The sequence below is a fragment of the Pseudomonas sp. stari2 genome (assembly GCF_040760005.1).
Taxonomy (GTDB): domain Bacteria; phylum Pseudomonadota; class Gammaproteobacteria; order Pseudomonadales; family Pseudomonadaceae; genus Aquipseudomonas.
Genome location: NZ_CP099760.1, coordinates 2,339,574 through 2,364,097 on the forward strand (window position 1 = coordinate 2,339,574; position 24,524 = coordinate 2,364,097).

General features: G+C 61.0%; 17 protein-coding genes. 9 read left to right on the forward strand and 8 right to left on the reverse strand.

The window, feature by feature from the left end:
- Window positions 1-13: 13 nt before the first annotated feature.
- The 4 genes from NH234_RS10610 to pvdM form a co-directional block, all read right to left on the reverse strand.
- The gene (locus NH234_RS10610) at window positions 14-1,672 is read right to left on the reverse strand and encodes a cyclic peptide export ABC transporter (RefSeq protein ID WP_085732444.1); all 1,659 of its coding nucleotides are present in this window, start codon (window positions 1,670-1,672) and stop codon (window positions 14-16) included.
- 86 nt (window positions 1,673-1,758) lie between these two features.
- Window positions 1,759-2,667, reverse strand: a complete 909-nt coding sequence (locus tag NH234_RS10615; RefSeq protein WP_367256453.1) for a formylglycine-generating enzyme family protein — start codon at window positions 2,665-2,667, stop codon at window positions 1,759-1,761.
- A gap of 39 nt (window positions 2,668-2,706) precedes the next feature.
- Complete coding sequence (locus tag NH234_RS10620) at window positions 2,707-4,002, reverse strand: aminotransferase class V-fold PLP-dependent enzyme (protein WP_367256454.1); 1,296 nt, start codon at window positions 4,000-4,002, stop codon at window positions 2,707-2,709.
- Window positions 3,999-5,369 carry a pyoverdine-tailoring dipeptidase-like protein PvdM gene (gene pvdM / locus NH234_RS10625; protein WP_367256455.1) on the reverse strand — a complete coding sequence of 457 codons (1,371 nt, stop codon included), beginning with the start codon at window positions 5,367-5,369 and terminating at the stop codon, window positions 3,999-4,001. The genes NH234_RS10620 and pvdM overlap by 4 nt, the downstream gene beginning before the upstream one ends.
- Before the next feature lie 184 nt (window positions 5,370-5,553).
- On the opposite strand from pvdM, the gene NH234_RS10630 reads away from it, so the two are divergent.
- On the forward strand, window positions 5,554-7,164 hold the full coding sequence (locus NH234_RS10630) for a PvdJ/PvdD/PvdP-like protein (protein ID WP_085732448.1): 1,611 nt from the start codon (window positions 5,554-5,556) through the stop codon (window positions 7,162-7,164).
- A gap of 33 nt (window positions 7,165-7,197) precedes the next feature.
- Here NH234_RS10630 and NH234_RS10635 read toward each other — a convergent pair whose 3' ends face one another.
- From NH234_RS10635 to NH234_RS10645, 3 genes are read right to left on the reverse strand one after another with little or no spacing between them, the layout of a single operon-like run.
- Window positions 7,198-8,592, reverse strand: coding sequence for an efflux transporter outer membrane subunit (locus NH234_RS10635; RefSeq protein WP_367256456.1), 1,395 nt, complete (start codon window positions 8,590-8,592; stop codon window positions 7,198-7,200).
- Window positions 8,593-8,599: 7 nt separating this feature from the next.
- Window positions 8,600-10,573 carry a MacB family efflux pump subunit gene (locus tag NH234_RS10640; protein ID WP_085732450.1) on the reverse strand — a complete coding sequence of 658 codons (1,974 nt, stop codon included), beginning with the start codon at window positions 10,571-10,573 and terminating at the stop codon, window positions 8,600-8,602.
- Entirely contained in the window at window positions 10,574-11,746 is a 1,173-nt protein-coding gene (locus NH234_RS10645) for an efflux RND transporter periplasmic adaptor subunit (RefSeq protein ID WP_085732451.1), read from the reverse strand.
- A gap of 320 nt (window positions 11,747-12,066) precedes the next feature.
- Between NH234_RS10645 and NH234_RS10650 the strand changes: the two genes are divergently transcribed.
- The 7 genes from NH234_RS10650 (at window position 12,067) to NH234_RS10680 (ending at window position 22,558) form a co-directional block, all read left to right on the forward strand.
- Entirely contained in the window at window positions 12,067-12,549 is a 483-nt protein-coding gene (locus NH234_RS10650) for a sigma-70 family RNA polymerase sigma factor (protein ID WP_085732452.1), read from the forward strand.
- Window positions 12,550-12,681: 132 nt separating this feature from the next.
- Window positions 12,682-14,019, forward strand: coding sequence for a lysine N(6)-hydroxylase/L-ornithine N(5)-oxygenase family protein (locus NH234_RS10655; RefSeq protein WP_367256457.1), 1,338 nt, complete (start codon window positions 12,682-12,684; stop codon window positions 14,017-14,019).
- 491 nt (window positions 14,020-14,510) lie between these two features.
- Window positions 14,511-17,210, forward strand: a complete 2,700-nt coding sequence (gene mgtA / locus NH234_RS10660; protein WP_367256458.1) for a magnesium-translocating P-type ATPase — start codon at window positions 14,511-14,513, stop codon at window positions 17,208-17,210.
- A 54-nt stretch (window positions 17,211-17,264) separates the two neighbouring features.
- Window positions 17,265-17,981 carry an MgtC/SapB family protein gene (locus NH234_RS10665; protein ID WP_085711975.1) on the forward strand — a complete coding sequence of 239 codons (717 nt, stop codon included), beginning with the start codon at window positions 17,265-17,267 and terminating at the stop codon, window positions 17,979-17,981.
- Window positions 17,982-18,126: 145 nt separating this feature from the next.
- Window positions 18,127-18,564, forward strand: coding sequence for a chemotaxis protein CheY (locus NH234_RS10670; RefSeq protein WP_367256459.1), 438 nt, complete (start codon window positions 18,127-18,129; stop codon window positions 18,562-18,564).
- 135 nt (window positions 18,565-18,699) lie between these two features.
- Window positions 18,700-19,326 (forward strand): response regulator transcription factor, encoded by a 627-nt coding sequence (locus NH234_RS10675; RefSeq protein ID WP_085732456.1) that lies wholly within the window; start codon window positions 18,700-18,702, stop codon window positions 19,324-19,326.
- A gap of 10 nt (window positions 19,327-19,336) precedes the next feature.
- Entirely contained in the window at window positions 19,337-22,558 is a 3,222-nt protein-coding gene (locus NH234_RS10680) for a transporter substrate-binding domain-containing protein (protein ID WP_367256460.1), read from the forward strand.
- 4 nt (window positions 22,559-22,562) lie between these two features.
- Here the strand turns inward: NH234_RS10680 and dkgB are convergent, their stop codons facing one another.
- Window positions 22,563-23,366 carry a 2,5-didehydrogluconate reductase DkgB gene (gene dkgB, locus NH234_RS10685; RefSeq protein ID WP_367256461.1) on the reverse strand — a complete coding sequence of 268 codons (804 nt, stop codon included), beginning with the start codon at window positions 23,364-23,366 and terminating at the stop codon, window positions 22,563-22,565.
- Between the two features lie 220 nt (window positions 23,367-23,586).
- Between dkgB and NH234_RS10690 the strand changes: the two genes are divergently transcribed.
- Window positions 23,587-24,453 (forward strand): pirin family protein, encoded by an 867-nt coding sequence (locus NH234_RS10690; protein ID WP_367256462.1) that lies wholly within the window; start codon window positions 23,587-23,589, stop codon window positions 24,451-24,453.
- Window positions 24,454-24,524 lie beyond the last annotated feature (71 nt).

The window sequence follows — 24,524 nt, forward strand, 5'->3', positions numbered from 1 at the left end:
AGGGGCGGGCCGGTCAGCAGACGGCTGCCGGGGCTTTTTCGCTGATGACCTGGCCGCCTTGCATGCGCACCAGTTGGTCGGCGACGTCGAAATAACGGTCGTCGTGGGAGATCACGATGATGGTCTTGCCCAGGTATTTGAGTTCCGGCAGCAGCTCGGTGTAGAAAATTCGCCGGAACACCGGGTCCTGATCGGCCGCCCATTCGTCGAACACCAGCACCGGACGTTCCTCCAGCCAGGCGTTGAGCAGGGCCAGTCGCTTGCGCTGGCCGGTGGACAGATCGGTGGTGCTGAACGCGCCATCGCGAATGCTGACCTTGTGCGAAATCTCCAGGCGTTCGAGGTAGCGGTTGGCGTCCTCGGGTACTTGCTGATCGCCCTGCACCAGTTCGTCAAACAGGTAGTAGTCGGCAAAAATCGTGGTGAACAATTGACGGTAATCGTCACGGTTCTCGGCCACCACGGGCGCACCGTTGAGCAGGATTTCCCCGCCCTTTGGCGCGTACAGCCCCAACAGCAATTTGATCAGGGTGGTTTTGCCGCCGCCGTTCTCGCCGACGATGAACACGATTTCACCCTGACGGATCGACAGATTGACCGGGCCGAGGGTGAACGGTTTGTTGTTGTCCACGGCGGCGAATGCGTAGTGAACGTCACGCAGTTCCAGATGCTCGACCACCGGTTTGGCGCTGGCGGTGTCGCTCAGCAGCAGGTGGGGTTCCGGGGAGGAAAACTGCTCCGCCAGATCGGCAATGCGTTTGAAGGCGATGTTGGCGCGACTGACCACCGGCAGGGTGGTCACCAGGTATTCCAGCGGGCCTTTCATGTACAGCAGCACCAGCACGAAACCGCTGAGCACCGCTTTGTCGGTACCCAGCCAGAAGGATTGCAGGGCGAGTGCCAGGCCGATCACCACGAAGAACAGCATCGAGCCAAACGTCTTGGCGACCACGAAGGTGTTGATCGAACGGATGTGGGTGTTGCAGATGTAATCGGCGGTGCCTTCGATGCGCTGACTGAACATGCGCTGACGGCGCGGGCGATGGATGCGCAGTTCCTTGGCGCCGGCCGCGATGGCGCTGTAATGCTTTTGCAGTTCGTCTTCGGCTTCACGGGCCGCTTCGAAACCCTTGATGCCTTTGGCCCGGGCGACGTATTGCACGACGGTGCCGATGATGATCGCCACCAGCAGCAGCGCGAACATCGGCACCGAGAGGTAAGCCAGGTAACCCAGGCAACCGAGGGTGACGGTGAAGGCGATGGCCAGTGGCGCGAAGGAAAACGCGAAGTCGCTGACGGTGTCGACGTCATGGGTCAGCACCGGGATCAGGCGATGGCTGCGGAAGCGTTCGATCTGTTCGATCGGCGCCAGCAGGACTTTTTCGCCAAGGGATTTTCGCAGTCCGGCAATGATGTGCTGGCCGACATGGTTGGTGCCGATGTCGGACAGGATCGAGCTCAACAGCGCCAGTGCACAGAGCCCGGCGAAACTGGCGAGCACACCCAGCGACGGGCTGCCGTTGGCGTTCAGGGCGTCATTGATGGTCGCCAGCAGCGCCGTGACGCTGAGGCCGCCGACCATGCCGAGCATGATCGAGATCATGACCACCAGCCAATAGGGCTTGAGCAGGCTGAGAACTTCGCTGATGGCGCCACGGGATTTAGTGGTCATGAGGGATTCCGCTTTTGGAGGCCGCTGGGGCGATGATTCGAGAAAAACCGGGAGGGCGTCGATCCGATGGCCGACGCCGGGGTGGATCAGAGGTCGCGGGCTACACGAAAGCCCAGCCAGTCGCCACGCACTTTGGGGTAGACCGCGTTGCGGTTGCCGGAACGCGAGAACACCGGCGCTTCGCCCCAGTCATTGCCACGGATGCGCTGGATGGTGCAGTCGCCGCTCCGCCACGCACTGCCGTCACTCGGAGCGCCGACGTAGTTTTCGTTGTAGCAGTCGGCGGTCCATTCGTAGACGTTGCCGTGCATGTCATAGACGCCAAAGGCGTTGGCCGGGAAGCTGCCGGCCGGTGCGGTGAAGTTAAAGCCATCTGCGGCGCCATAGGTGTTGGCATGTTTGGCGATGCTGTATTCCTTGCCCTCATCGAACGGGAACGGGAAGGGCCCGGTGCTGCCGGCACGCGCGGCGTATTCGCGCAGGGACTCACTGACCAGACGGTATTGCTTGCCAGTCTTTTTCGAGAGCCACGCCACGTACGCGTTGACCTCGGCGAAGTCCATGCACACGGCCGGATGCCTGTCGGTGTACTGCTTGCGCGGGTCGCTGCCCGCGTAATCCGGAATCCCGGCCTTGCACGCTCGGCCCTCGCGATCATCACCGTCGGGCATCTGATAACCGGTGTCCTTGAGGTAGGCGTCCCACTGCCCCCGAAGGACCTGGAAGCGGCTGATGGCCAGCGGTTTGGCGAACGTCACCGGGTGCATCGGACCTTCGTCCGGCTCGCGACCGACTTCGTCTTCCGGGGTGCCCATGGTGAAGGTGCCGGTGGGCAGCACGACCATTTCCGGGCAGTCCTTGCAATCTTTGAACACCTTGCCCGGCTGCAGCGGTTCAGCCGCCTGCGCCAGCCCCGGCAACAGGCTGGCGAGCAGGGCGGCGAGGGTCAGCGCCGGGAGCGACTTGATGGAAAAACTACGTAGCTCACTGTTCATCATTTCTCTCGATAACAGGTTTAAAGGAGTTCGCGGTGCTCAGATCTGGCTGACGAGCACGGTCATGAAGCGGTCGATTTCTTGTTCGTTGTTCAGCAGGCCCGGTGCGCTGCGAATGACCGGCCCGACGTCGCGGTCGACGGCGTCGGCGATCACCTTGTTCTGCATCAGGTAGGCGGCGATCTTGTCGCAGTCCTTGCCCTTGACCCGGAAGAAGGTGAAACCGGCGGAGAGCTCGGGGCTCAGCGGCGTGACCAGTTCGATCTGCGGGTGTTCCTGCAGGCGCTTTTTCAGGTAGCTGTTCAAGGCGTGAATGCGCGCCTGGACGTCGGCCTTACCCAGTTGCAGGTGCAATTTGAACGCTTCGTTCAGGGCCCAGCGGTGCTCGAAGGCGTGATAGCCGCCGGGGGTCATGGTGGTGGAAAACGCGGTGGCTTCGGAGAAGGTCGGAATGATCGGCGTGACGTACCTGACCTGATCGAAACGGCTGCAGACGATGCCGGTGCCACGCGGGCCGAACATCCATTTGTGGGTGCCGGCAATAAAGAAGTCGCAGTTCATCGCCGGAAAACTCAAATCATCGACGCCGAAGCCGTGCACGCCGTCCACCAGATAGATGATCCGGTTGTCGTCCGAACGGCCCTTGTTGTGCTTGTCGACCAGTGCGCCGATTTCAGCGATCGGCAGTTTCACGCCGCTGCCCGAATGCACCCAGCACATGCCCAACACACGGGTTTCGGGGCGGATGTTGCTGTCGATGGCCGCGAGGATTTCGGTCTTGGTTGCCGTGTGCGGATCCTTGAACAGACGGATCTTGCGCAGCTTGGTGCCTTCACGCTGTGTGCGCAGCGCGAGGATGGTGTGGGTGGCGTAGTGTTCGTGTTGAGTGGTGAGGATTTCCTGATCGGCACGCACATGGGCGCCGCCGTAAATCATCGCCAGGCCCTCGGTGGTGCTGCCGGTCAGGGCGATCTGTCTGGCGTCGGCTTGCAGATAGCGTCCGGCCCAGACGCGCACCTCTTCTTCACGCTGCTCGATCACGCCCAGGTCCCAGTCCATCGCCAGCCCTGGATTTTTGTCGAGGGCAGCGCGGTGCAGGGCGATGGCGTCACGCACCGGTTTGGGGTGTGAGGTGATCAGGAAGTTGGAGAAGTGCAGGCAGTCCGGGTCTTGCTCGAACAGCGTGCGCAACTGCGCCCATTTGTCCTGTGCCGGCGCTGCTGGCACAACGTTCGCGGTGTTGGCGGGGCTGGCGCCCTGGACGATACCCGAGGCCAGTGGCAGGCCGGCGGCGAGAATCCCCGCCTGCTTGAGAAACGTACGACGATCACTCATGGCGTGGTCTTGTCCTGCTGTGAAATCAACGCAGGTCGGGCGGCTTTCTGCACCTGATCCCAGACCCGCAGGAAGTTGCCGCCCCAGAGCTTGGCGATGTCGGCTTCGGAGTAGCCGCGCGAAATCAGCTCGGCGGTGACGTTGGGGATGTCGCCGACGTTATCCCAGCCTTTGACGCCGCCGCCTTCGTTGAAGTCGGAGCTGATGCCGACATGATCGATGCCGATCTTGCGTACGGTGTAATCGATGGCGTCGCCGTAATCCTTGAGCGTGGCTTTGGGTTCTTCATCGAGGATCGCGTAGAGACGGCTGGCGTACTGGCCGAACTTGGCCTCGGGCCACGCGGCGATGATCGGGTCGCCCGGCATCAGCGCCACGGCCAGATTGGGCAGGGGCGGCAGGTCGAAGCTCTTGCGCAGTTCGTTGAGTTTGTCCTGGGTGGTCTGGGTCAGCGGGCGCAAGTACTGCGAGAAGCCCACCACCTGCACCACGCCGCCGCTGTTCTTGATCAGTTGCAGTTCTTTGTCGCTGAGGTTGCGGGGGATATCGACCATCGCCCGTGGCGCCGAGTGCGAGGCCACCATCGGCGTACGGCTCAGTTGTGCGACTTGCTCCAGGGCTTTGGTCGACATCTGCGACACGTCGATGATCACGCCCAGATCGTTGAGACGCTTGACTGCTTGCTTGCCGATGTCGGAGAGGCCGTCGAGTGCATCCGGAGAATCATTGAAGAACGGCAGCGGCCGGGACGAATCGGCCCAGTCGTTGTTGCCGATGTAGCTGAAGCCGAACATGCGCATGCCGCGCGCCGTCCACAAGTCCAGCAGGTTCAGGTCGTGGCCCAGCGGGTAGGCGTTGAGCATGCTGATGAAGATCGCGAACTTGCCTTCGCCATGCAGGCGGCGGAAATCATCGGGCGTGTAGGCAATCCCGACCTGATTGGGAAAATCGCGGACCATGCCGGAGATGATCTTGTAGCGGATCTCCTGCTGGTTGCGCGCCTCTTCAACGAAACCCGCGGTCGGCTTGTGCGGCGCATTGGCGCCGTTCCACAGTTCCGGCCAACCGAAAATAGTCAGCGCCGCACCGGACAGTTGCCCGCGATTGGCCTTGATCAGATCGAACTGCCCGGGGCCGTCCTTGTCGGCTTCATTGCCGTGGGTGCCGAAGTCCTGGAGGACGGTGATGTGGCTGTCGAACGACAGCAGGTGCTGGTGCATCTCGCGGGCCTGCTCCATCACCTTGGCCGGATAGCCGGGATTGTCGTTGAGCCAGTAATCCCAGGCTGCGAAGCCTGCTGCGGCACTGATCGCCAAGGCCAGTGGCAGGCCAATGAAAAGAGCCTTTTTCGAACGTGGTTTTGTCATTGCCATCTCAGTCAGGTTCGCCGTCGAGGTGCTGGCGCAGGGGCCATTGCTATCTGGAAAGAACGAGTGATTGGCAACGAAATTTAGTCGCATCGCCCTGTGGCGAGGGCGCCCTTAAATTTGTCGGGGCAGCGTACGTTCTAGCTTGGATAAAGCCTGCTTCATGGCTGACACAGGTAGGGCAATGAAGATTTCTCGACGATGGTTCATGGCAGGCCTGGCGCTGACTGGCGCTGCGGTGCCTGCGGCTTATTTTGGTCATCGTGAATGGACCAGACCGGACCCCACGATCACCCCCGGCGAAGCGTCGTTCGACGTGGCCGACATGGCTGGTCAGCGTTTGGCGAACAAACTGCGCGGAGTCTGGGACATCCGTTTCGAGGGCCGCGACGCCGGCGTCGAAGGGCTGCCGGCAAACGGTCTGCAAGTGTTTCTCGACATCGGCCAGAAGGGGCGCGGTGTCTGCGGTTTTCTGGATACACCCGAGCGTCTGCGCTCTGGCGAAACACCGCGTTACCGAATAATCGGTGATCTGGCCGAGGGTGACGCGGCGAAGTTGAGCTGGCGGCTGATCAGTGCAGGCGGCCATATCGACTACGAACTGCAAATGATCCTCGACGAAGTCTGGGCCGATTTCGGCAACGCCGGCAGCGGCAGCCTCAGCGGTCGGGTGTCACGCCTGGATCGGCCGTTGGCACTGCCGATGCAGGACAACCGCTTCATTGCCGTCAAACATCTGTTCCCCGAAGCACGGCAGCGCACGCCGCTGAACCCGACGCTGCTGGCGTGGCTGATCTCTCCCGAGCATCGGTTGTTTCACCAGGTCTGGCACGCCACGCGAGACAAATGGCACACCTTGGCTGAAGACAAGCGCAACGCGTTGCGCGGTCTCGGCTGGCAGCCCGGCCCGCGCGACAACGAGCGCGATGCTCGTGGCGACCGTAAGGATCGCAACGGTTCGGGCGTCGACTTTTTCTTCATGCACCGGCACATGCTGGGCACGGCGCGTTCGATGCAGGATCTGCCGTCGTGGGAGTATTTCCCGCTCCCGCAGCCTGAATTGATCCGCGACCGGATCGGCTTCGCCCGTTACTTCGATAACCACGACGGCACGGCACTGCCGCCGACCTGGCTGGCCGACGGCGACAACGAGTACAGCCAATGGGTCAGCGACCTGAAAACCGCTGAGACCTACGAAAGCAACTTTCAGGTCTGGGAGTCGCAGTACCGCGATCCGGCTTATCTGGCCAAACTCACGCTGGGGCAGTTCGGTTCTGAAGTCGAACTGGGGCTGCATGACTGGTTGCACATGCGCTGGGCCTCGGTGCCGCGCGATCCGTCCAACGGCCAACCGGTACCGTTTGCCCGGGATCCGGCGGATTTCGCCGCACGCTGGTTTGCGGCGGAAAACGACTTCCTCGGCGATCCGTTTTCATCCCACGTCAATCCGGTGTTCTGGCGTTTTCACGGCTGGATCGATGACCGCATCGAAGACTGGTTCCGCGCTCACGAGCGTTTCCACCCGGGTGAAGTCACGCGGCAAGTGGTCAACGGTGTGCAGTGGTTTGCGCCTGGGCGCTGGAACGAAGTCGCGGATCCGTGGCTGGGGCCGACCACCCACGGTTGCAGCACTACGCCGGGGTTGCAGGTGGGCAAGTCAGTGGAGATGGATCCGGAGACCATGAAACTGGCGCTGCGCATCACCTTCATCGGCGACGAGAAGAAGCTCGCCGCGCTGTTCCGCCGCGTGCCGCAACGGCCGTGGTATGCGCGTCATTTGAAAGCCAAGGTTTGAAGCAAAAGATCGCAGCTTGCGATCTTTTGTTTTTCAGCGCGTCTCCCAACCCCCACCCAACGCTTTGTACAACGCAATGCTCGCCTGCATCCGTGCCAGTCGCAGTTGCACGTTGAGATCCTGCGCGGCGTACAGCGTGCGCTGGGTTTCCAGCACGGTCAGCAAGTCTTCGGCGCCGGCCTGGTAACGGCTTTGCGAAAGGTTGAACGCCGTCTGTGCCTGATTCAGCTCTTCGGTCTGCCATTGCCGCTGCTGATCCAGACCTTGAATGCTGTTCAGGGCTTTTTCCACGTCAGCGAAGCCATTGATGATCGCGCTGCGATAGGTTTCCAGCAGTTCTTCCTGGCGGGCGATTGCCTTGTCGCGTTCTGCGGACAGCCGACCGTTATTGAAGATCGGTGTGATCAGCCCGGCGGTGAAATTGTAGAACGGGCTACGCATTACATCGTCGAAGCGGTTGGCGCCGGAGCCCAACTGTGCGCTCAGGGTGACCTTGGGTAGCATGGCGGCGCGGGCGACGTTGACGTCTGCCTGGGCGGCTGCCAGTTGCGCTTCGGCGCGGGCGATGTCCGGGCGCCGGGTCAGCAGGTCGCTAGGCAATCCGGCAGCGATTTGTGGCCATTGCAGTTGATCGAACGATTCGAGGCTCGGCGGCAACTCCTGCACTGGTCGCCCGAGCAGAGCCGCAAGACCGATTCGCGCGTCCTCGGCCTGTTGCTGCACTGTCGGCAGTTGCCGCTGTTGCGCGGCCACCAGACTTTTCTGTTGGGCCAGTTCCAGCGCAGTGGCGGAACCGGCGTTGAAGCGAGTCTGCACCAGTTGCAAAACACTCTGCGCGTTGGTCAGGTTCAACGCGGCAATGCGGCTTTGTTCCTGCAATGACAACGCCTGGGTGTAGCGGTTGGCGACGTCGCTGAGCAGGGTCAATTCCACGGTGGCCTGATCGAACTCACTGGCGCGCAAACCCTGACGGGCGCTTTCGCGGGTGGCGGCCTGACCGCCCCAGAAGTCGATTTCATAACTGGCGCTGAGGTTGGCGTCGAAGTAATCCACGGCCTTGTTGCTGCTGTCGGCATCCAGTTGGCTGTAGCCGTTGCCGCGCAGCAGTTTCTGGCGGTTGGCGTTCAGGCCGGCGGTTATTTCCGGCAATTGCGAACCGCCGGCGATGATCGTGCTGGCGCGAGCCTGACGCACGCGGGCGATGGCGGCGGCGAGGTCGTGGCTGCCGCTTTGCGCCTGTCCGATCAGTTGGTTCAGGTGCGGGCTGGCGAAGTGCGTCCACCATTGCTGGTTGGTCTGCGCCACCGATTGACCGGTAGGCGATTGCCACGCGGCGGGGGCGGTCACGCCACTTTCCGGGCGTGGAGCGGGGCTGCCGCAGCCGCTCAGCATCAGGCAAAGGGTCAACAGGCTCAGTTGCGGTTTCATAGATCGATCATTCACTGGTGAGGGCCGTGACCGGGTCGAGCCGGGCAGCTTTGCGGGCGGGCATGAAGCCGAAAACGACCCCGGTGATCAGTGCGCAGGCGAAAGCGCCGGCGATTGCCACCAGGGAAAATGCGACGGCGACTTCGCTGAGTATCAACACGCCGCCCACGAGCAGCGCCAGGCCAATACCGGCAATGCCGCCAACCACCGACAGCATCACCGCTTCGGTCAGGAACTGACGCAGGATGTCGCGCTGACGGGCGCCGGTAGCCATGCGGATACCGATTTCGCGAGTGCGTTCGCGCACCGTCATGAGCATGATGTTCATCACCCCGATGCCGCCGACCAGCAGCGAAATCGCGGCAATGGAACCGAGCATCAGCGACAGGGTGTTTTGCGTGCGGGCTTCGGCCTGAATCATCGCGGCATTGTTGGTCAGTTCGAAATCCTTCTTGCCGTTGTGCAACTGCAACATCAATTGCTCGATGGCCATTTCGGTTTCATGGACCTTGCGCGCATCGGCGGCGGCGATCACCACGTACTCGGGGTTATGCGTGCCGAACAACCGCACGCTCGCGGCGGAGTAGGGGATGGCGATGCGATTGTCGCTGTCCTGATCGCCGGAGCTGGCGCCTTTACCGGCGAGTACACCGACCACCTGGAACGGCACATTCTCGATCAGGATGTATTGGCCGATGGGGTTGCTCACGTTCTTGAGCAACTTGTCGCGGACCTTTTTGCCGATCACCGCGACGGCCGCACCGTTGCGCTCGTCGGCCTCGGTGAAGTAGCTGCCTTCAACCACCGGCCAGTTGAAGATGTCGGGGAAATTGGTGTCATTGCCGCCGATGTAACTCATGTGGTCGAGGTTGCCGAAGCGCACCCCGGCTTCGGCGCCGTTGACCGGCATGATGCGAGTGATCTGCGGCAGGCTGGCCAGTGCGGAGACTTCATCGAGGGTGACGATGCCCGGCGGCGTGCGCGGGTTCGGCGCGGCGCCGCTGAGGTAAATGATGTTGGAGCCGAAGGCGCCCATCTGCGCCATGACCTGGCGCTTGCTGCCTTCACCGACCGCGAGCATGACCACCACCGACGCCACGCCGATGATGATCCCCAGCAGCGTCAGCGCGGTACGGAAGCGGTTGATCCACATGACGCGCCACGCCGCCTGTACCGCATCGATCAGCTCACCTTTCCAGGCGCCGCTCGCTTCGCTGCCCTCGCTCAGGCGCTTGCGCAGATCCACTGCCTGCAAGGCACCGGGGTTGGCGCTGGCCTGCACGGTGGGGTGTTCCTTGGCGCTGTCGCGGATGATCAGGCCGTCGCTGATTTCAATGATGCGCTTGGCCCGGGCCGCCACTTCACGGTCGTGGGTGATGAGGATGACCACATGGCCCTGGCTCGCCAGCTCGTCGAGCAGCGCCATGACTTCCTTGCCGCTGTGGCTGTCGAGGGCGCCGGTCGGTTCGTCCGCCAGAATGATATGACCGCCGTTCATCAAGGCGCGGGCAATCGACACCCGTTGTTGCTGGCCACCGGAAAGTTGATGGGGGCGATTGCCAGTGCGCGAGGCCAGGCCGAGGCGCTCGAGCAGGACGGCGGCCCGTGCATGGCGCTCGGCGGCAGGAGTGCCGGCATAGATGGCCGGCATCTCGACGTTTTCCTGGGCGGAGCCGGACGGAATCAGGTGGTAACCCTGAAACACAAAACCGAAGGCCTCGCGACGCAGCCAGGCCAGTTCATCGGTGTCCAGGCCCGCGACGTTTTCCCCGGCAAACCGGTATTCGCCGGACGTGGGCCGGTCGAGGCAGCCGAGGATGTTCATCAGCGTCGATTTGCCGGAGCCGGACGCGCCGACGATCGCCACGAACTCGCCGGCATGGATCGACAGGTCGATGCCGCGCAGCACGTGAACTTCGGGCGCGTCACCGCCGCCGTAGGATTTGCGGATGTCCTGCAGGTCGATCAGGGGCGTTTGCATTCAACCTCCGCTACCGTCGGCCGGGCCGATCAACAGATGATCGCCCTCGCTTAGGCCATCGAGGATCTGCACTTTCAAGCGATCGCTGATGCCGGTGCGCACGGTGCGCTGCTCGATGTCGCCGTTCTGCGCCACGACCCGGGCGACCTGGCTGTCGGGTTTGGCGCTGCCATGCAGGGCGGCAATCGGTGCGGTGAGGACGTTTTTTGCCTCGTTGGAGACGAAAAACACTTGCGTGGTCATCTCCGCCATCAACGCGTTGTCGGCGTTGTCGACATCCAGCAACACGGTGTACAGCACCACGCGGCCGGCACCGCTTTTACTGGTGCTGGTCGGGCTGCCGCCGCCCTGGCTGGTTTGATCCAGCGGTTTGGGTGGCACCGGCAGGATCTGCCGCACGGTGCTGCTCCAGCGCCGGTTGCCGCCGCTGAGGGTGGTGAAATAAGCGGTCATGCCCGGTTTGACGTGGCCGATGTCGGCCTCGGAAACTTCAGCCCAGACCGTCATTGGCGACAGCTTGGCGATCCGCAGGATCAGTGGCGTCTGTTGTTGCGCGTTGAGTGTCTGGCCCTCACGAGCGTCCAGCGCAACCACGGTGCCGGCCATCGGCGCGAAGATCCGGGTGTAGCCGAGTTCGGCCTGATCGCTGCGCAGGCTCGCCTGTGCCTGACGGATCTGCGCCTGGAACATGTCGATGCGCGCTTGCGTGGCTTTCAGCTCGGCGCGGGCGGTCTGCACGTCTTCTTCACGGGTGGCGCCGCCGGCGGCCAGATTCTGCTGGCGCTGATATTTCTGGCGCGCCAGTTCGTGTTGGGCCTGTTGTTCCTGCAACTGCGCCTTGAGGTTTTCGATGGAAAACTGGCTGGCGTCGAGCTTGGCCTTTTGCGTGGCCGGGTCGATCTCCACCAGCAACTGGCCTTCCTTGACCACGTCGCCGACTTCCACGTGGATCTTGCGAATCTGCCCCGAAGCCTGGGCGCCGACGTCCACATAGCGCCGTGGTTGAAGGGTGCCGAGTGCGGTCACGCTGCTTTCTATATCGCCACGGGAGACTTGTACGGTGGCGAATTTGTCCCGGCCGGGCGGCAAGACTTGCCAGGCGGCAACGGCAATAACGGGAATCAGACAAAGGGCGATGAGCAGGGCGCGTCGGGCGGGGCGGGGACGTTTCATGCAGGGTTCCGGCCAGTGGAAATCGGCCCGTCGTTCAGCAGGCACCGCGAACGGGCCACGGTCGAACGCTGTCGCAGGGCGCGACAGATACGGGGGGCTGTCCTTTAAACGAGAGACGAGGTGGGGAATTTAAGCGCTGAAAAACGCGGTAACAGGTATAGCTGGCAACAATTTGTCGGGCAAATGGAAACAGCGCTTTAAATCTATATGAGAATTACTATAAATTACGTGTCTGAATTTGCCACCATCGTGCCACTGCCTGTTTTGGCAGATCGCCGGTCTGGCTCAAGGATCGAAACCGCACCCTGCGGCCGGGAGTCATGTTGGAAAACTACTATCGCGAGCTGGTGTGTTTCCTGAACGCCAAGCTAGGCAACCGCCAGGTGGCCGAAGATGTAGTGCATGACGCTTATCTGCGGGTACTGGAGCGGTCCAGCGACACGCCGATCGAGCAGCCCCGCGCGTTTCTCTACCGCACGGCTCTCAACCTGGTGATCGATGACCATCGGCGCAATGCCTCGCGTCAGGTCGAATCCCTTGATGTGCTCGATAGCGAAGAGCGCTATTTCAGTCCTTCTCCTCATCACAGCCTCGATCATGGCCAGCGCCTGGCGCTGTTGCAGCGTGCACTGGCCGAGTTGCCGGCGCTGTGCCGCGAGAGCTTTTTACTGCGCAAGATAGAAGGGCTGTCGCACCCGGAAATCGCCGAACACCTTGGCATTTCCAAGGCACTGGTTGAAAAACACATCGTCAACGCCATGAAACATTGCCGGGTGCGCATCAAGCAATGGGATGGACATTGATCGTTCCCGGTTAAATTTTTTTTCACCGTCCTCGTTCCTACTCAACAGACGATCTGCTGTCCTGCACAAGGCCGGTCAGGTCACCCAGGCTTCATCCCCGCTGTTGAGGGGTTCATCCAGAGGACACTGGAAATGACACAGGCAATTGCATCGCCCATCGTTCACGACCTGATCGGCGTCGGTTTCGGCCCTTCGAACCTGGCGCTGGCCATCGCTCTGCAGGAGCGAGCCCCGACCCTGGGCGAACTGGATGTGCTGTTTCTCGACAAGCAACCGACCTACAGCTGGCACGGCAACACCCTGTCGACCCAGAGCGAGTTGCAGATTTCCTTCCTCAAGGATCTGGTGACCCTGCGCAACCCGACCAGCCCGTATTCGTTCGTCAATTACCTCAAGCACCACGGTCGTCTGGTGGACTTCATCAACCTCGGCACCTTTTACCCGTGCCGCATGGAGTACAACGACTACCTGCGCTGGGTCGCCGCGCAGTTCACCGAGCAGAGCCGTTATGGCGAAGAAGTGCTGACCATCGAGCCAGTCCTGCACAACCATCAGGTTGAAGCGTTGCGAGTGATTTCCCGTGGTGTGGACGGCCAGCAATTCGTGCGCACCGCGCGCTCGGTGGTGGTCAGCGCCGGTGGCACGCCGCGTATTCCTGAGGCGTTCAAGGCGCTGAAAGGCGATGCCCGGGTGTTCCACCACTCGCAGTATCTGGCCGAGATGGCCAAACAACCGTGCGTCAACAACCAGCCGATGAGCATCGCGATCATCGGCGCCGGCCAGAGCGCGGCGGAAGCCTTCATCGATCTGAACGATTCGTTCCCGTCGGTGCAGGTCGACATGATCCTGCGCGGCTCGGCGCTGAAGCCGGCGGACGACAGCCCGTTCGTCAACGAAGTGTTCTCGCCGGAATTCACCGACCTGATCTTCCAGCAGAAGAGCAGCGAGCGTGAGCGTCTGGTCAACGAGTACCACAACACCAATTACTCGGTGGTCGATATCGACCTGATCGAGCGCATCTACGGCATCTTCTATCGGCAGAAAGTCTCCGGCGTGGCACGCCATGCGTTCCGCACCCTGACCACTGTCGAGAAAACCACTGCTACCGAGCACGGCATCGAACTGACCGTGCGCAACAACGCCACCGGCGAAGTCACCGTGCGTGCCTACGATGCAGTCGTGCTGGCCACCGGTTATGAGCGTCAGATGCACCGCAAACTGTTGGCGCCGCTGGAAGAGTACTTGGGTGATTTCGAGGTCGATCGCAACTACAAACTGATCACCGACGAGCGCTGCAAGGCCGGTCTGTACATGCAGGGCTTCTGCCAGGCCAGCCACGGCCTGAGCGATACGCTGCTGTCGATCCTGCCGATTCGTGCGGACGAGATTGCCGGCTCGCTGTATGAGCATGGCAAGAGTCGCGGGCACAGCCGTTCGGTGTTGGATCTGTTGTTGGCGACTGCCAGCTAATGACTTCCTGACGACTCCCGCGCCGAGCGCGGGAGTCGTTTCGAGGTCAATCCTGAACCCTTCCTGAATGGCCCTGCATTTGCCCGACACACTTCTTTTTGCGGGTTTACTCTCCAGGCATCGGGGCGTAAGCTTCGCGCGTTTTCATCAATAGCGGAGACCCACAGTGGGTACTTGTTCGAGTGACAGTTGTCGGCCGGTCCTTGTAACCGGCAGATTCTCGGCAAGATAACGCGCATTCCTTTGTGCCGTTGTCTCGCCGAACAGCGAGCAGCGGCATCCCGATCATGGTCAGTTGAGACCATGTCCCGACGTCCTTCTCATCGACGCTGAAAAGAGCGTGGTTTCGACTTCATTGTCGCAATCGCAGCCCTATCGACACGCCTGTCTTTTTGACCGGCGCGCCAACCCTTGCCGTGCCGGTTTTGCGGTGCAAGAGGGCTGGACGTACCTGCTTGACGGTTTCCCGGCTGACCATAGGGGCAACAGCCATGAAACTTACGCTCAAGGAATTTTTCGCAGGCTTCCTGCGCACACGCCACATCGCCCGGCACTTCCGTCGCCTGGCGTTGCTGGAAACCCTCAAAGACACCACGGTCAGCCGTGAGGTGCCGCCCACCCTGGCCAATACGCTGGTGGACGCCGCCCATTGCGACAGCGGTGTGCTGCTGTCGAACCTCGGCACCCACACTGATGGCCTCACCGATTTCGAAGTCGATGTGCTGCGTGCACAGCATGGCCTCAACGAAGTCGAGCATGAGCAACCGCTGCCGTGGTGGACCCACCTGTGGCACTGCTACAAAAACCCGTTCAACCTGCTGCTGACCCTGTTGGCGGTGATCTCGTGGCTGACCGATGACCTGAAAGCCGCCATCGTGATCTTCTCCATGGTGGTGCTCTCGACCCTGCTGCGCTTCTGGCAGGAAAGCAAATCCAACCAGGCGGCCGACGCGCTCAAGGCGATGGTCAGCAACACCGCCACCGTGCTGCGCCGGGATGCGCCGCGCACTGAACTGCCGATCAAGCAACTGGTGCCGGGCGATCTGATCGTGCTCTCGGCCGGCGACATGATTCCTGCCGATTGCCGGGTGCTCAGCGCCAAGGATCTGTTCGTCAGCCAGGCCGCGATGACCGGCGAATCGATGCCGGTGGAGAAATTCCCCCGTCAGGCGGATCGCGATACGCGCAACCCGCTGGAGCTGGACAACATCCTGTTCATGGGCACCAACGTGGTGTCCGGGACAGCGGTGGCGGTGATTCTCACCACCGGCAACAGCACCTATTTCGGTGCGCTGGCGCTGCGGGTCGGGGCAACGGATCGCGCGGTGACTTCGTTCCAGAGAGGTGTGAACAAGGTCAGCTGGCTGTTGATCCGCTTCATGTTCGTCATGGCGCCGCTGGTGTTGTTCATCAACGGTTTCACCAAGGGTGACTGGACCGAAGCGTTGCTGTTCGCGCTGTCGATCGCCGTGGGCCTGACCCCGGAAATGCTGCCGATGATCGTCACCTCGACCCTGGCCAAGGGTGCGGTATTCCTGTCGCGCAAGAAGGTCATCGTCAAACGCCTGGACGCGATCCAGAACTTCGGCGCCATGGACGTGCTGTGCACCGACAAGACCGGCACGTTGACCCAGGACAAGATCTTCCTCGCGCGCAATGTCGATGTCTGGGGTGAAGACTCCGATGACGTGCTGGAAATGGCTTATCTGAACAGCTACTACCAGACCGGCCTGAAAAACCTGCTCGATGTGGCAGTGCTGGAGCACGTGGAAATCCACCGTGAACTGAAAGTCGGCACGGCGTATCGCAAGGTCGACGAGATCCCGTTCGACTTCAATCGCCGGCGCATGTCGGTGGTGGTGGAAGGACACGGCCAACCGCATCAGTTGATCTGCAAAGGCGCGGTGGAAGAAGTGTTGTCGGTGTGCACCCGGGTTCGTCACGGTGAAGTCGACGAAGCCTTGAGCGATGAATTGCTGGCGAGAATTCGTCAGGTCACAGCAGCATTCAACGCTGAAGGCTTGCGCGTGGTCGCGGTGGCGGCACGGTCGATGCCTGAAGGGCGCGACACTTACAGCCTGGGCGACGAGCAGGAGCTGACGCTGATCGGTTACGTGGCATTCCTCGATCCTCCGAAGGAAAGCACCGCGCCGGCACTCAAGGCTCTGGCCGAACACGGTGTGGCCGTAAAAGTGCTGACCGGCGACAACGAGCTAGTGACCGCTAAGATCTGCCGTGAAGTGGGCCTGGCCCAGCAAGGCCTGTTGATGGGCAACGACATCGAACGCATGAGCGATGCGCAACTGGCAGTGGCGGTAGAAACCACCAACGTGTTCGCCAAGCTGACGCCGACCCACAAGGAACGCATCGTGCGCATCCTCAAGGGCAACGGCCATGTGGTCGGATTCATGGGTGACGGCATCAACGACGCACCGGCCCTGCGCACCGCGGACATCGGTATTTCCGTGGACAGCGCAGTCGATATCGCCAAGGAAGCGGCCGACATCATCCTGCTGGAAAAGAGCCTGATGGTGCTGGAGGAGGGCGTGCTGGAAGGGCGCCGGACCTTCGCCAACATGCTCAAGTACATCAAGATGACTGCCAGCTCGAACTTCGGCAACGTGTTCTCGGTACTGGTGGCCAGTGCGTTCATTCCGTTCCTGCCGATGCTGCCGATGCACCTGCTGGTGCAGAACCTGCTGTATGACATTTCGCAGATCGCGATCCCGTTCGACAACGTCGACGACGAAATGCTGAAACAGCCACAGCGCTGGCAGCCTGGGGATGTCGGGCGCTTCATGCTGTTCTTCGGCCCGATCAGTTCGATCTTCGACATCACAACGTTCGCCTTGATGTGGTACGTGTTCGATGCCAACACCCCGGATCACCAGACCCTGTTCCAGTCCGGCTGGTTCGTGGTGGGGCTGCTGACCCAGACGCTGATCGTGCACATGATCCGCACGCCGAAGATTCCGTTCCTGCAAAGCCGCGCGGCCATGCCGCTGCTGGTGATGACCGGAATCATCATGGCCGTGGGCATCTTCCTGCCGATGGGGCCGCTGGCGCACTACTTCAAACTGCAGGCACTGCCGTCGATGTACTTCGTGTTCCTGCCGGTGATCCTGCTGGCGTACATGGCACTGACTCAGGCTGTTAAAGGCTTTTACATCCGTCGGTTCGGCTGGCAGTAACAGGAATGACTCCCCCCTTGTGGGAGCAAGGGGGGCGGTTTCAAGGAGTTCAACATGCAAGCCATCAACAACATCAACCTCGATTCGCTGCTCGATACTCTGGTCAGCCTCAGCGCGGCGTTCATTCTCGGTGGGCTGATCGGTTTCGAGCGCCAGTACCGGCAACGTACGGCGGGCTTGCGCACAAACGTGCTGGTGGCGGTCGGTGCGGCGATTTTCGTCGATATGGCCAACCGGCTCGGTGGGGCCGAAGGCGCAGTCCGGGTGGTTGCCTATGTGGTGTCCGGGATCGGTTTCCTCGGCGCCGGTGTGATCATGCGCGAAGAGGGCAACGTGCGCGGTCTCAACACCGCCGCCACGCTTTGGACTTCGGCAGCGGTCGGCGCCTGTGCCGGCGCCGACCTGCTGGCCGAAGCCGTGCTCGGCACCTTGTTCGTGCTCGCTGCCAACACCTTACTGCGGCCGATCGTCAACAACATCAACCGCCAGCCGCTGGATGTGGTCTCGGCGGAAGTTACCAACATCGTCTACGTGATCGCCCGGCGCTCGCAGCAGACCGCTGTATTCGCCTTGCTTGAGGCCGAGCTCGAACGCAGCAACTACCCGGCCAGTGACGTCGATGTACACGCTTTCGGTGCCGATGAAATCGAGATCGAAGCCACGCTCGCAACGACATCGGTGGACGGCGATGAACTGGACGCACTGGTGAAGCGGATTTCAACTTCGAACCTGGTGGTTCAGGCGTTCTGGAGTCCGAGTACCACGGAGTAAGCAAGCGAATGCCCATTGTCGGGCAATGGCAAAGGTGGCCATCAATCCGGATGAGTGACGGTTATTTTCGGAATAGTCCTACAGAGCATGCCTCGATGCTTGGGTAGTCTTGCCGCCACTTGAAGCGACTGGCGGGACTTTCACGATGGCCGACAAAACCTTGCGTATTTTGATCGCTGACACCCGGCACTTTCACCGGATGAAGATCGAGCGGATGTTCAATGCCCTCAATTACTACCGCATTGCACCGGTGCAGAACTTCACCGAACTGCTGTCACTGATCGATTTCGGCTGCGAGCCGTTCGATGTACTGGTGACCGACTCTCAACTGGCAGATGGAATGCCGGATCTGCAAGGATTCCTGTTCGATCTGGCGCAAGTCCGGCATGCATTGGTCTATGGCGAAGCGCTGAACTCATCGGATGTTCCCGGATACTTTCGGCCAAAGATCACCACCTGCAACGCTGCGCTGCCCTCAATGAGCGCCATCACACAGTTGATGGCGTCGGTCGAGGCTTCCCGGGTGCGCTCTTCAGAGGGCTGCCCGGTTAAACCTCGGGTGCAATTGCATGCCGGATCATAGTTGAGGCGATGGCACAACTGTCAGGTTTGACAGGTGCCACAGTGGGCGTCTCGTGTAACAGTCGTCGCGCGGGCGCCATTTGTTCCGTTCAGTCAAGATCGTTGGCGTAATCATGTATTCGCACCGGGAGTGGACATGGGTTCAGTAGTGTTCGCCGAAGACCATCCGGTGGTGGCCTTGGCCATCCGAATTCTGTTGCAGGAGTTGGGTTACAAAGAGATTCACGTTGTGTCGCGCGGAGTCGACGTCGTGCCGATGATCCGTAAACATTCGCCGGAGCTGGTCATACTCGACTTGAATCTCCCCGGTACGGGCGGACTGGCGGTGCTGGAGCGTATCCAGATCATCGGAATCGTCTGCAAGGTGGTGATTTTCACTTCGGCCGATCCGGCGCATTTCATGGTGCGTTGCCGTCAGGCGGGGGCCATGGCTTTTGTCAACAAATCTGCCGAATTGCGGCAGTTGCAGAATGCAATAAAAGCTGTCCGCTCAGGCTATAGCTACTTTCCCGAACTGCCGGCGGTCAATGCAGGACAACCCGGTGTACACAGTAATGAGAAAGCGCTGATCGAACGGCTGTCCAACCGCGAAATGTACATCCTGCTGCAACTGGCTCACGGCAAATCCAACAAACTCATCGCCGAAGAAATGAGCCTGAGCCACAAGACCATCAGTACCTACAAGACCCGCTTGATGCTCAAGCTTGGAATGAGTTCGCTGGTGTTGCTGCGAGAGTTCGTCAAACGCAACGGTCTGTTCTGAGGGGCTGCCGATGAAAAGAGCGCAGCGTTTCGTTTGCCTGTTGCTGTTGATGTTTGCCACAGCAGTGCAGGCGATCAACGTTGCGCAGCCGCTGGAAATCATCTCTCGCACCCGGCTGGAGGGCGTGCGGGTTCGCCTCGACGACCAGGATCGGCAGTGGCTCCGGGCACACCCGGTATTGCGCATCGGCGCTTCCGGGCCGGACTATCCTCCCTTTGAGTTGACCCGCAACCGGCATGAACTGGAAGGCCTCACGGCCGAGTACGCCGACGCGATCGCACAGGTGCTGAATGTCCGGATCGAGGTCTTGTGCTACCCCGACCGCGAAACCGCCATGGCCGCGCTCAAGGCCGGGGAACTGGACTTGCTGGGCACCTCGAACAACTTTGAGATGGCCGATCCCGACCTGATGCTTTCTCGTGCCTACGCCGAAGATCAGCCGATGTGGGTGACCCGGCTCGACGAACCGGTGCCCGATGATCTGTCAGGGAAGCGTATCGCCATAGTGGATGACTACCTGCCGGCCTCGACCATCGAAAGGGCTTACCCGCAAGCCACCTTGCAGCGTTATCGCTCGATTCTCGATGCCCTCGGCGCCGTGGCATTCGGGCGGGATGACCTGTATCTCGGCGATATCATCAGCGCCAGCTATCTGATCAACATCAACTTCCACAACGATCTGCAACTGGCCGGCCCCTCGGGTCTCGACGCCAACCCGTTCGCCTTTGCCCTGACTCGCAGCAACACACGCTTGAAACGACTGGTCGACAAGGCCTTGCTGGCCATTCCCATGGAGCAACGCCTGGCCATGGAGCTGCGCTGGAGTGCCGGGCGTGCGGACATTACGGGACAAGCGCGGGTAAGTCTCAGCAGCAGTGAAAAGGCGTGGCTCGGCCGGCATCCGAGCGTGCGGGTCGGTGCGATCGAGGATTTCGCCCCGTTGACGTTCTTTGATGCCGAGGGAAAAGTGCAGGGGCTCACGGCGCAGTTGTTGAGCCTGATCAGTCAGCGCAGCGGCCTGAAGTTCGAGATCGTACGGGGGCAGTCACTGGACCGACAGATCGAACAGTTGAAGGCCGGGGAGCTTGATCTGCTGCCCGTGGTGACACCCAGCAGCGAGCGTGAACTCGAAATGCGCTTCTCCCGGGCCTATCTGAACAATCCGTTCGTGCTGGTCAGCGGGGTATCGGCGTCGGGCGTGAGAACCCTGGACGACATGGCCGGCAAACGGCTGGCGATCTATCGCGGTCACCCGTTGCGCGATTATCTGCTGGAGCGAGTACCGCAGCTCAAATTGGTTGAAGTACCAAGCCCGGCTGCCGGAATGGAAGCGATTGTCAGCGGGCAGGCCGATGCCACGTTGAGTTCGTTGATGGTGGCGCGCTATCTGATTTCCCGTCAGTACCGGGGGCGTACCCGGATTGTCGGCACGGTGGGGGATCAGCCTGCCCGGATTGCATTGGCCACCGCCCCGGATGCCGTGGTGTTGTACTCGATTCTGAACAAGGCGTTGTTGAGCATTGCCCCCAAGGAACTCGACGATCTGGTCGAGCGCTGGGGCCGTGACGCGGTTGCCGATGACAGTTACTGGCAGCGCCATCGACGGGAAATTCTGTTTGGATTCGCCGGTGCGTCGGGATTGCTATTGCTGGCATTGGGCTGGATCGCTTTTCAGCGCCGACAGATTCGCCAGCGCCAGCAATGGCTACGCCAATTGCAGGAGGCCAAGGATGCGGCCGATGACGCCAACCGTGCCAAAAGCACGTTTCTCGCGGTCATGAGCCACGAAATCCGCACACCCATGAACGCGTTGCTGGGCATGCTCGAGCTGGCGCTCAAGCGTGCCGACGAAGGCGTGACTGATCGCCCGGCCATTGAGGTGGCATCCAGTGCGGGGCGGCAGTTATTGGCATTGATCGGCGATATTCTCGACATCGCGCGTATTGAATCCGGGCGTTTGTCACTGAGTCCCGAGCGTACCAATCTGCGCGAGGTGGTGGCCTCGGTGTGCCAGATTTTCGAAGGCCTGGCGCGGCAAAAGCATTTGTCGTGGCACGTAGAACTGGATGAGCGCAGCAACGTTGAGGTGATGCTAGATCCCCTGCGTTTCAAGCAAGTGCTGGCGAACCTGATGAGCAACGCGATCAAGTTCACCGATGACGGAGAGGTGAGCCTGCTGCTGCAAGTGTTCACCGCGCAGGATGGACAGGTGGAAGTGGGGGTGATCATCAAAGACAGCGGTCGCGGTATCACTGCCGAGGATCAGGAGCGATTGTTCAGACCGTTCGAACAAGTCGGCATTCATCAATCTTCGGGGCGCAGCGGTTCAGGTCTGGGGCTGGTGATCAGTCGTAACCTGTGCCAGATGATGGGCGGCGATCTGTGGATGAGCAGCGAGCCGGGTCGCGGCACACAGGTCATGCTGCGACTGGCGCTACCCGTTCTGGAACCACGTGTACAGGAGGCGCTGACGGAGCCAGCGGCGACAGAACAAAAGTCGCTCAAGGTGCTGGTGGTGGATGATCATCCGGTCAATCGCTTGTTACTGTGCCGGCAATTGAGTGAGCTCGGGCACCGCGCCGTTGACACCGGAGACGGTGAGCAGGGGCTGGCGGTGTGGCGTGGTGAATCTTTCGATGCATTGATCACCGATATCAACATGCCCGGAACCAATGGTTATGAATTGGCGCGAACGATTCGTGAAAACGAGGCGGCGACGGGCAGTGCGCCTTGCCTGATACTTGGCTTTACCGCCAATGCGCAGATCGAAGAAAAACAGCGATGCCTGGCAGCCGGCATGGACGATTGCCTGTTCAAGCCGATTCTGCTGCGCGAGCTGAGCCATGCCTTGATGGCCGCAGGGGCCGGTGAAGCGCAGGTCGAGCACTTGGACGATCAGGGATCGGCTGAATTCGACCTGAGTACGCTTTTGCAACTGGCGGGGGCGGACAACCCGCTGATCGGGCAATTGCGTGAGGAGGTACTGAACAGCCTGCACGCCGACCTCAAACGGCTGGACGTGTCAGGCCGCAAAAGAGACCGTGCAGGCTTGCGTGATCTGGCACACCACGTCACGGGCGGGGCGCGCATGATCGGTGCCGAGCGCGTGGTCTCGGCCTGCCGGATACTCGAACAGGCCTGCCGCGACGACGAGCCCGAGGCTGCACTTATGGCCGCCATTGATTCACTGCGCAAGGCCATGCACGACCTCGCACAGCAACTTCAGGCCTGATCGATCAGTCCCACTGCGGCGCTATGCCTTGGGGACTGGTCAGGCGATGGCCGCGATCGAGAGTGGAAATCAGCGCCATGTCGGCATCGCTCAGGGTCAGCGCGGTGGCGCCGAGGTTGCCTTGCAGGTTGGCGCGCTTGGTCGACGACGGAATCACCGCGTAACCCGATTGCATCGCCCACGCCAGCGTGACTTGCGCCGGGGTAGCTTGCAGGCGTTTGGCGATCTGCACGATCAGGGGATCCTTCAGCACTTCGCCATAGGCCAGGGTCATGTATGACGTGATCTGGATGCCCTGACTCTGCGCGAACTCGACGACCTGGCGGTTTTGCAGGTACGGGTGCAACTCGATCTGGTTGGTAGCGATGTTTTCCGCGCCGACTGCTGCGATGGCTTGTTTCATCAAGTCGATTGTGAAGTTGGACACACCGATCTGCCGGGTCAGGCCCAGGCGCCTGGCCTCCAGCAGGGCACCCATGAATTCTTCGACCGGCACCTGATCTTCCGGCGACGGCCAGTGGATCAGCGTCAGGTCGAGGTAGTCGGTCTGCAGCTTTTGCAGGCTCTCCTTGAGGCTCTCGACCAGGCGCTCACCGGCAAAGTTGGCGATCCAGATCTTGCTGGTGATGAACAGTTCTTCGCGAGGGATGCCGCTGGCAACGATGGCCTGGCCGACCTCCGCTTCGTTCTCATAGATTTGCGCGGTGTCGATGACCCGGTAACCGAGTTCAAGGGCGGTGCTCACCGAATCGATGACCACCTGACCTTGCAGGCGAAACGTACCAAGACCGAAAGCGGGAACAGACATGCAGGACTCCAGGGGTGCAGTGGGAATGGGCGGGAGTATCCGCTGCTGTTTCCTTGAGAAAAACCGCTGTCGGGACAAAGTACTGTTGATCAAAAATCACGAATCGTTGGATGGAGTATCGTTCCATCCGTAGAACGATGAGGCCGGTTTTGGCTGACTAGTGCTAAATACGTGGCGAATTTATGATCAGTCCATGATCAACCTCAATTCGGAGCCCACCATGAAAAACCTCATCGGTATCTACACCAGCCCTCGCGGCCACTGGGTCGGCGATGGGTTTCCGGTGCGTACCCTGTTTTCCTACGACAACCTGGGCAAGCACATCAGCCCGTTCCTGCTGCTCGATCACGCAGGTCCCGCGCATTTCACCCCGACCACTGAACGGCGTGGGGTGGGTCAGCATCCACACCGTGGTTTCGAAACCGTGACCATCGTTTATGACGGCGAAGTGGAGCACCGCGATTCCACGGGCAGCGGTGGCAAGATCGGCCCCGGCGACGTGCAGTGGATGACCGCTGCTTCCGGAATCCTGCACGAGGAGTTTCATTCCGCAGATTTCGCCAGAACGGGTGGCAACCTGGAAATGGTGCAGCTGTGGGTCAACCTCCCGGCCAAAGACAAAATGGCCGCCCCGGGTTACCAGACTATTCTCGATAGCGATATCCCGAACGTCGCCCTCCGGGACGGTGCCGGCAACCTGCGTCTGATCGCGGGTGAATTCGACGGTCACAAGGGGCCTTCCCGGACCTTTACGCCAATCGACGTCTGGGACCTGCGCCTCAATGCCGGCAAGTTGCTGACGCTGAAGCTGCACGAAGGCCGCAACACTGCGCTGGTGGTGCTGCGTGGCTCGGTCCGGATCAACGGCGAGGAGTCGGCGGGCGTAGGGCAACTGGCGTTGTTCGAGCGTGAGGGGGACCGCCTGACGCTTGAGGCCAGCGAAGATGCGATGGTGTTGCTGCTCAGTGGCGAGCCCATCGATGAGCCGATCGTCGGTCACGGCCCGTTCGTGATGAATACCGAGCAGGAAATTCACCAGGCGTTCGTTGATTTCCAGTCTGGCCGGTTCGGACGGATGCCTGCGTAGATCGACATTGTGGGAGTCAGCGTGCTGGCTCCCACAGTTTTTTTCAGAGGGGCATTCAATCGCCCTTATCC

Excerpts from the sequence above, each read along its gene's own strand:
- NH234_RS10610 (WP_085732444.1), bottom strand. The coding sequence starts at position 1,672 with ATGACCACTAAATCCCGTGGCGCCATCAGCGAAGTTCTCAGCCTGCTC.
- NH234_RS10615 (WP_367256453.1), bottom strand. The coding sequence starts at position 2,667 with ATGAACAGTGAGCTACGTAGTTTTTCCATCAAGTCGCTCCCGGCGCTG.
- NH234_RS10620 (WP_367256454.1), bottom strand. The coding sequence starts at position 4,002 with ATGAGTGATCGTCGTACGTTTCTCAAGCAGGCGGGGATTCTCGCCGCC.
- pvdM (WP_367256455.1), bottom strand. The coding sequence starts at position 5,369 with ATGACAAAACCACGTTCGAAAAAGGCTCTTTTCATTGGCCTGCCACTG.
- NH234_RS10630 (WP_085732448.1), top strand. The coding sequence starts at position 5,554 with ATGAAGATTTCTCGACGATGGTTCATGGCAGGCCTGGCGCTGACTGGC.
- NH234_RS10635 (WP_367256456.1), bottom strand. The coding sequence starts at position 8,592 with ATGAAACCGCAACTGAGCCTGTTGACCCTTTGCCTGATGCTGAGCGGC.
- NH234_RS10640 (WP_085732450.1), bottom strand. The coding sequence starts at position 10,573 with ATGCAAACGCCCCTGATCGACCTGCAGGACATCCGCAAATCCTACGGC.
- NH234_RS10645 (WP_085732451.1), bottom strand. The coding sequence starts at position 11,746 with ATGAAACGTCCCCGCCCCGCCCGACGCGCCCTGCTCATCGCCCTTTGT.
- NH234_RS10650 (WP_085732452.1), top strand. The coding sequence starts at position 12,067 with ATGTTGGAAAACTACTATCGCGAGCTGGTGTGTTTCCTGAACGCCAAG.
- NH234_RS10655 (WP_367256457.1), top strand. The coding sequence starts at position 12,682 with ATGACACAGGCAATTGCATCGCCCATCGTTCACGACCTGATCGGCGTC.
- mgtA (WP_367256458.1), top strand. The coding sequence starts at position 14,511 with ATGAAACTTACGCTCAAGGAATTTTTCGCAGGCTTCCTGCGCACACGC.
- NH234_RS10665 (WP_085711975.1), top strand. The coding sequence starts at position 17,265 with ATGCAAGCCATCAACAACATCAACCTCGATTCGCTGCTCGATACTCTG.
- NH234_RS10670 (WP_367256459.1), top strand. The coding sequence starts at position 18,127 with ATGGCCGACAAAACCTTGCGTATTTTGATCGCTGACACCCGGCACTTT.
- NH234_RS10675 (WP_085732456.1), top strand. The coding sequence starts at position 18,700 with ATGGGTTCAGTAGTGTTCGCCGAAGACCATCCGGTGGTGGCCTTGGCC.
- NH234_RS10680 (WP_367256460.1), top strand. The coding sequence starts at position 19,337 with ATGAAAAGAGCGCAGCGTTTCGTTTGCCTGTTGCTGTTGATGTTTGCC.
- dkgB (WP_367256461.1), bottom strand. The coding sequence starts at position 23,366 with ATGTCTGTTCCCGCTTTCGGTCTTGGTACGTTTCGCCTGCAAGGTCAG.
- NH234_RS10690 (WP_367256462.1), top strand. The coding sequence starts at position 23,587 with ATGAAAAACCTCATCGGTATCTACACCAGCCCTCGCGGCCACTGGGTC.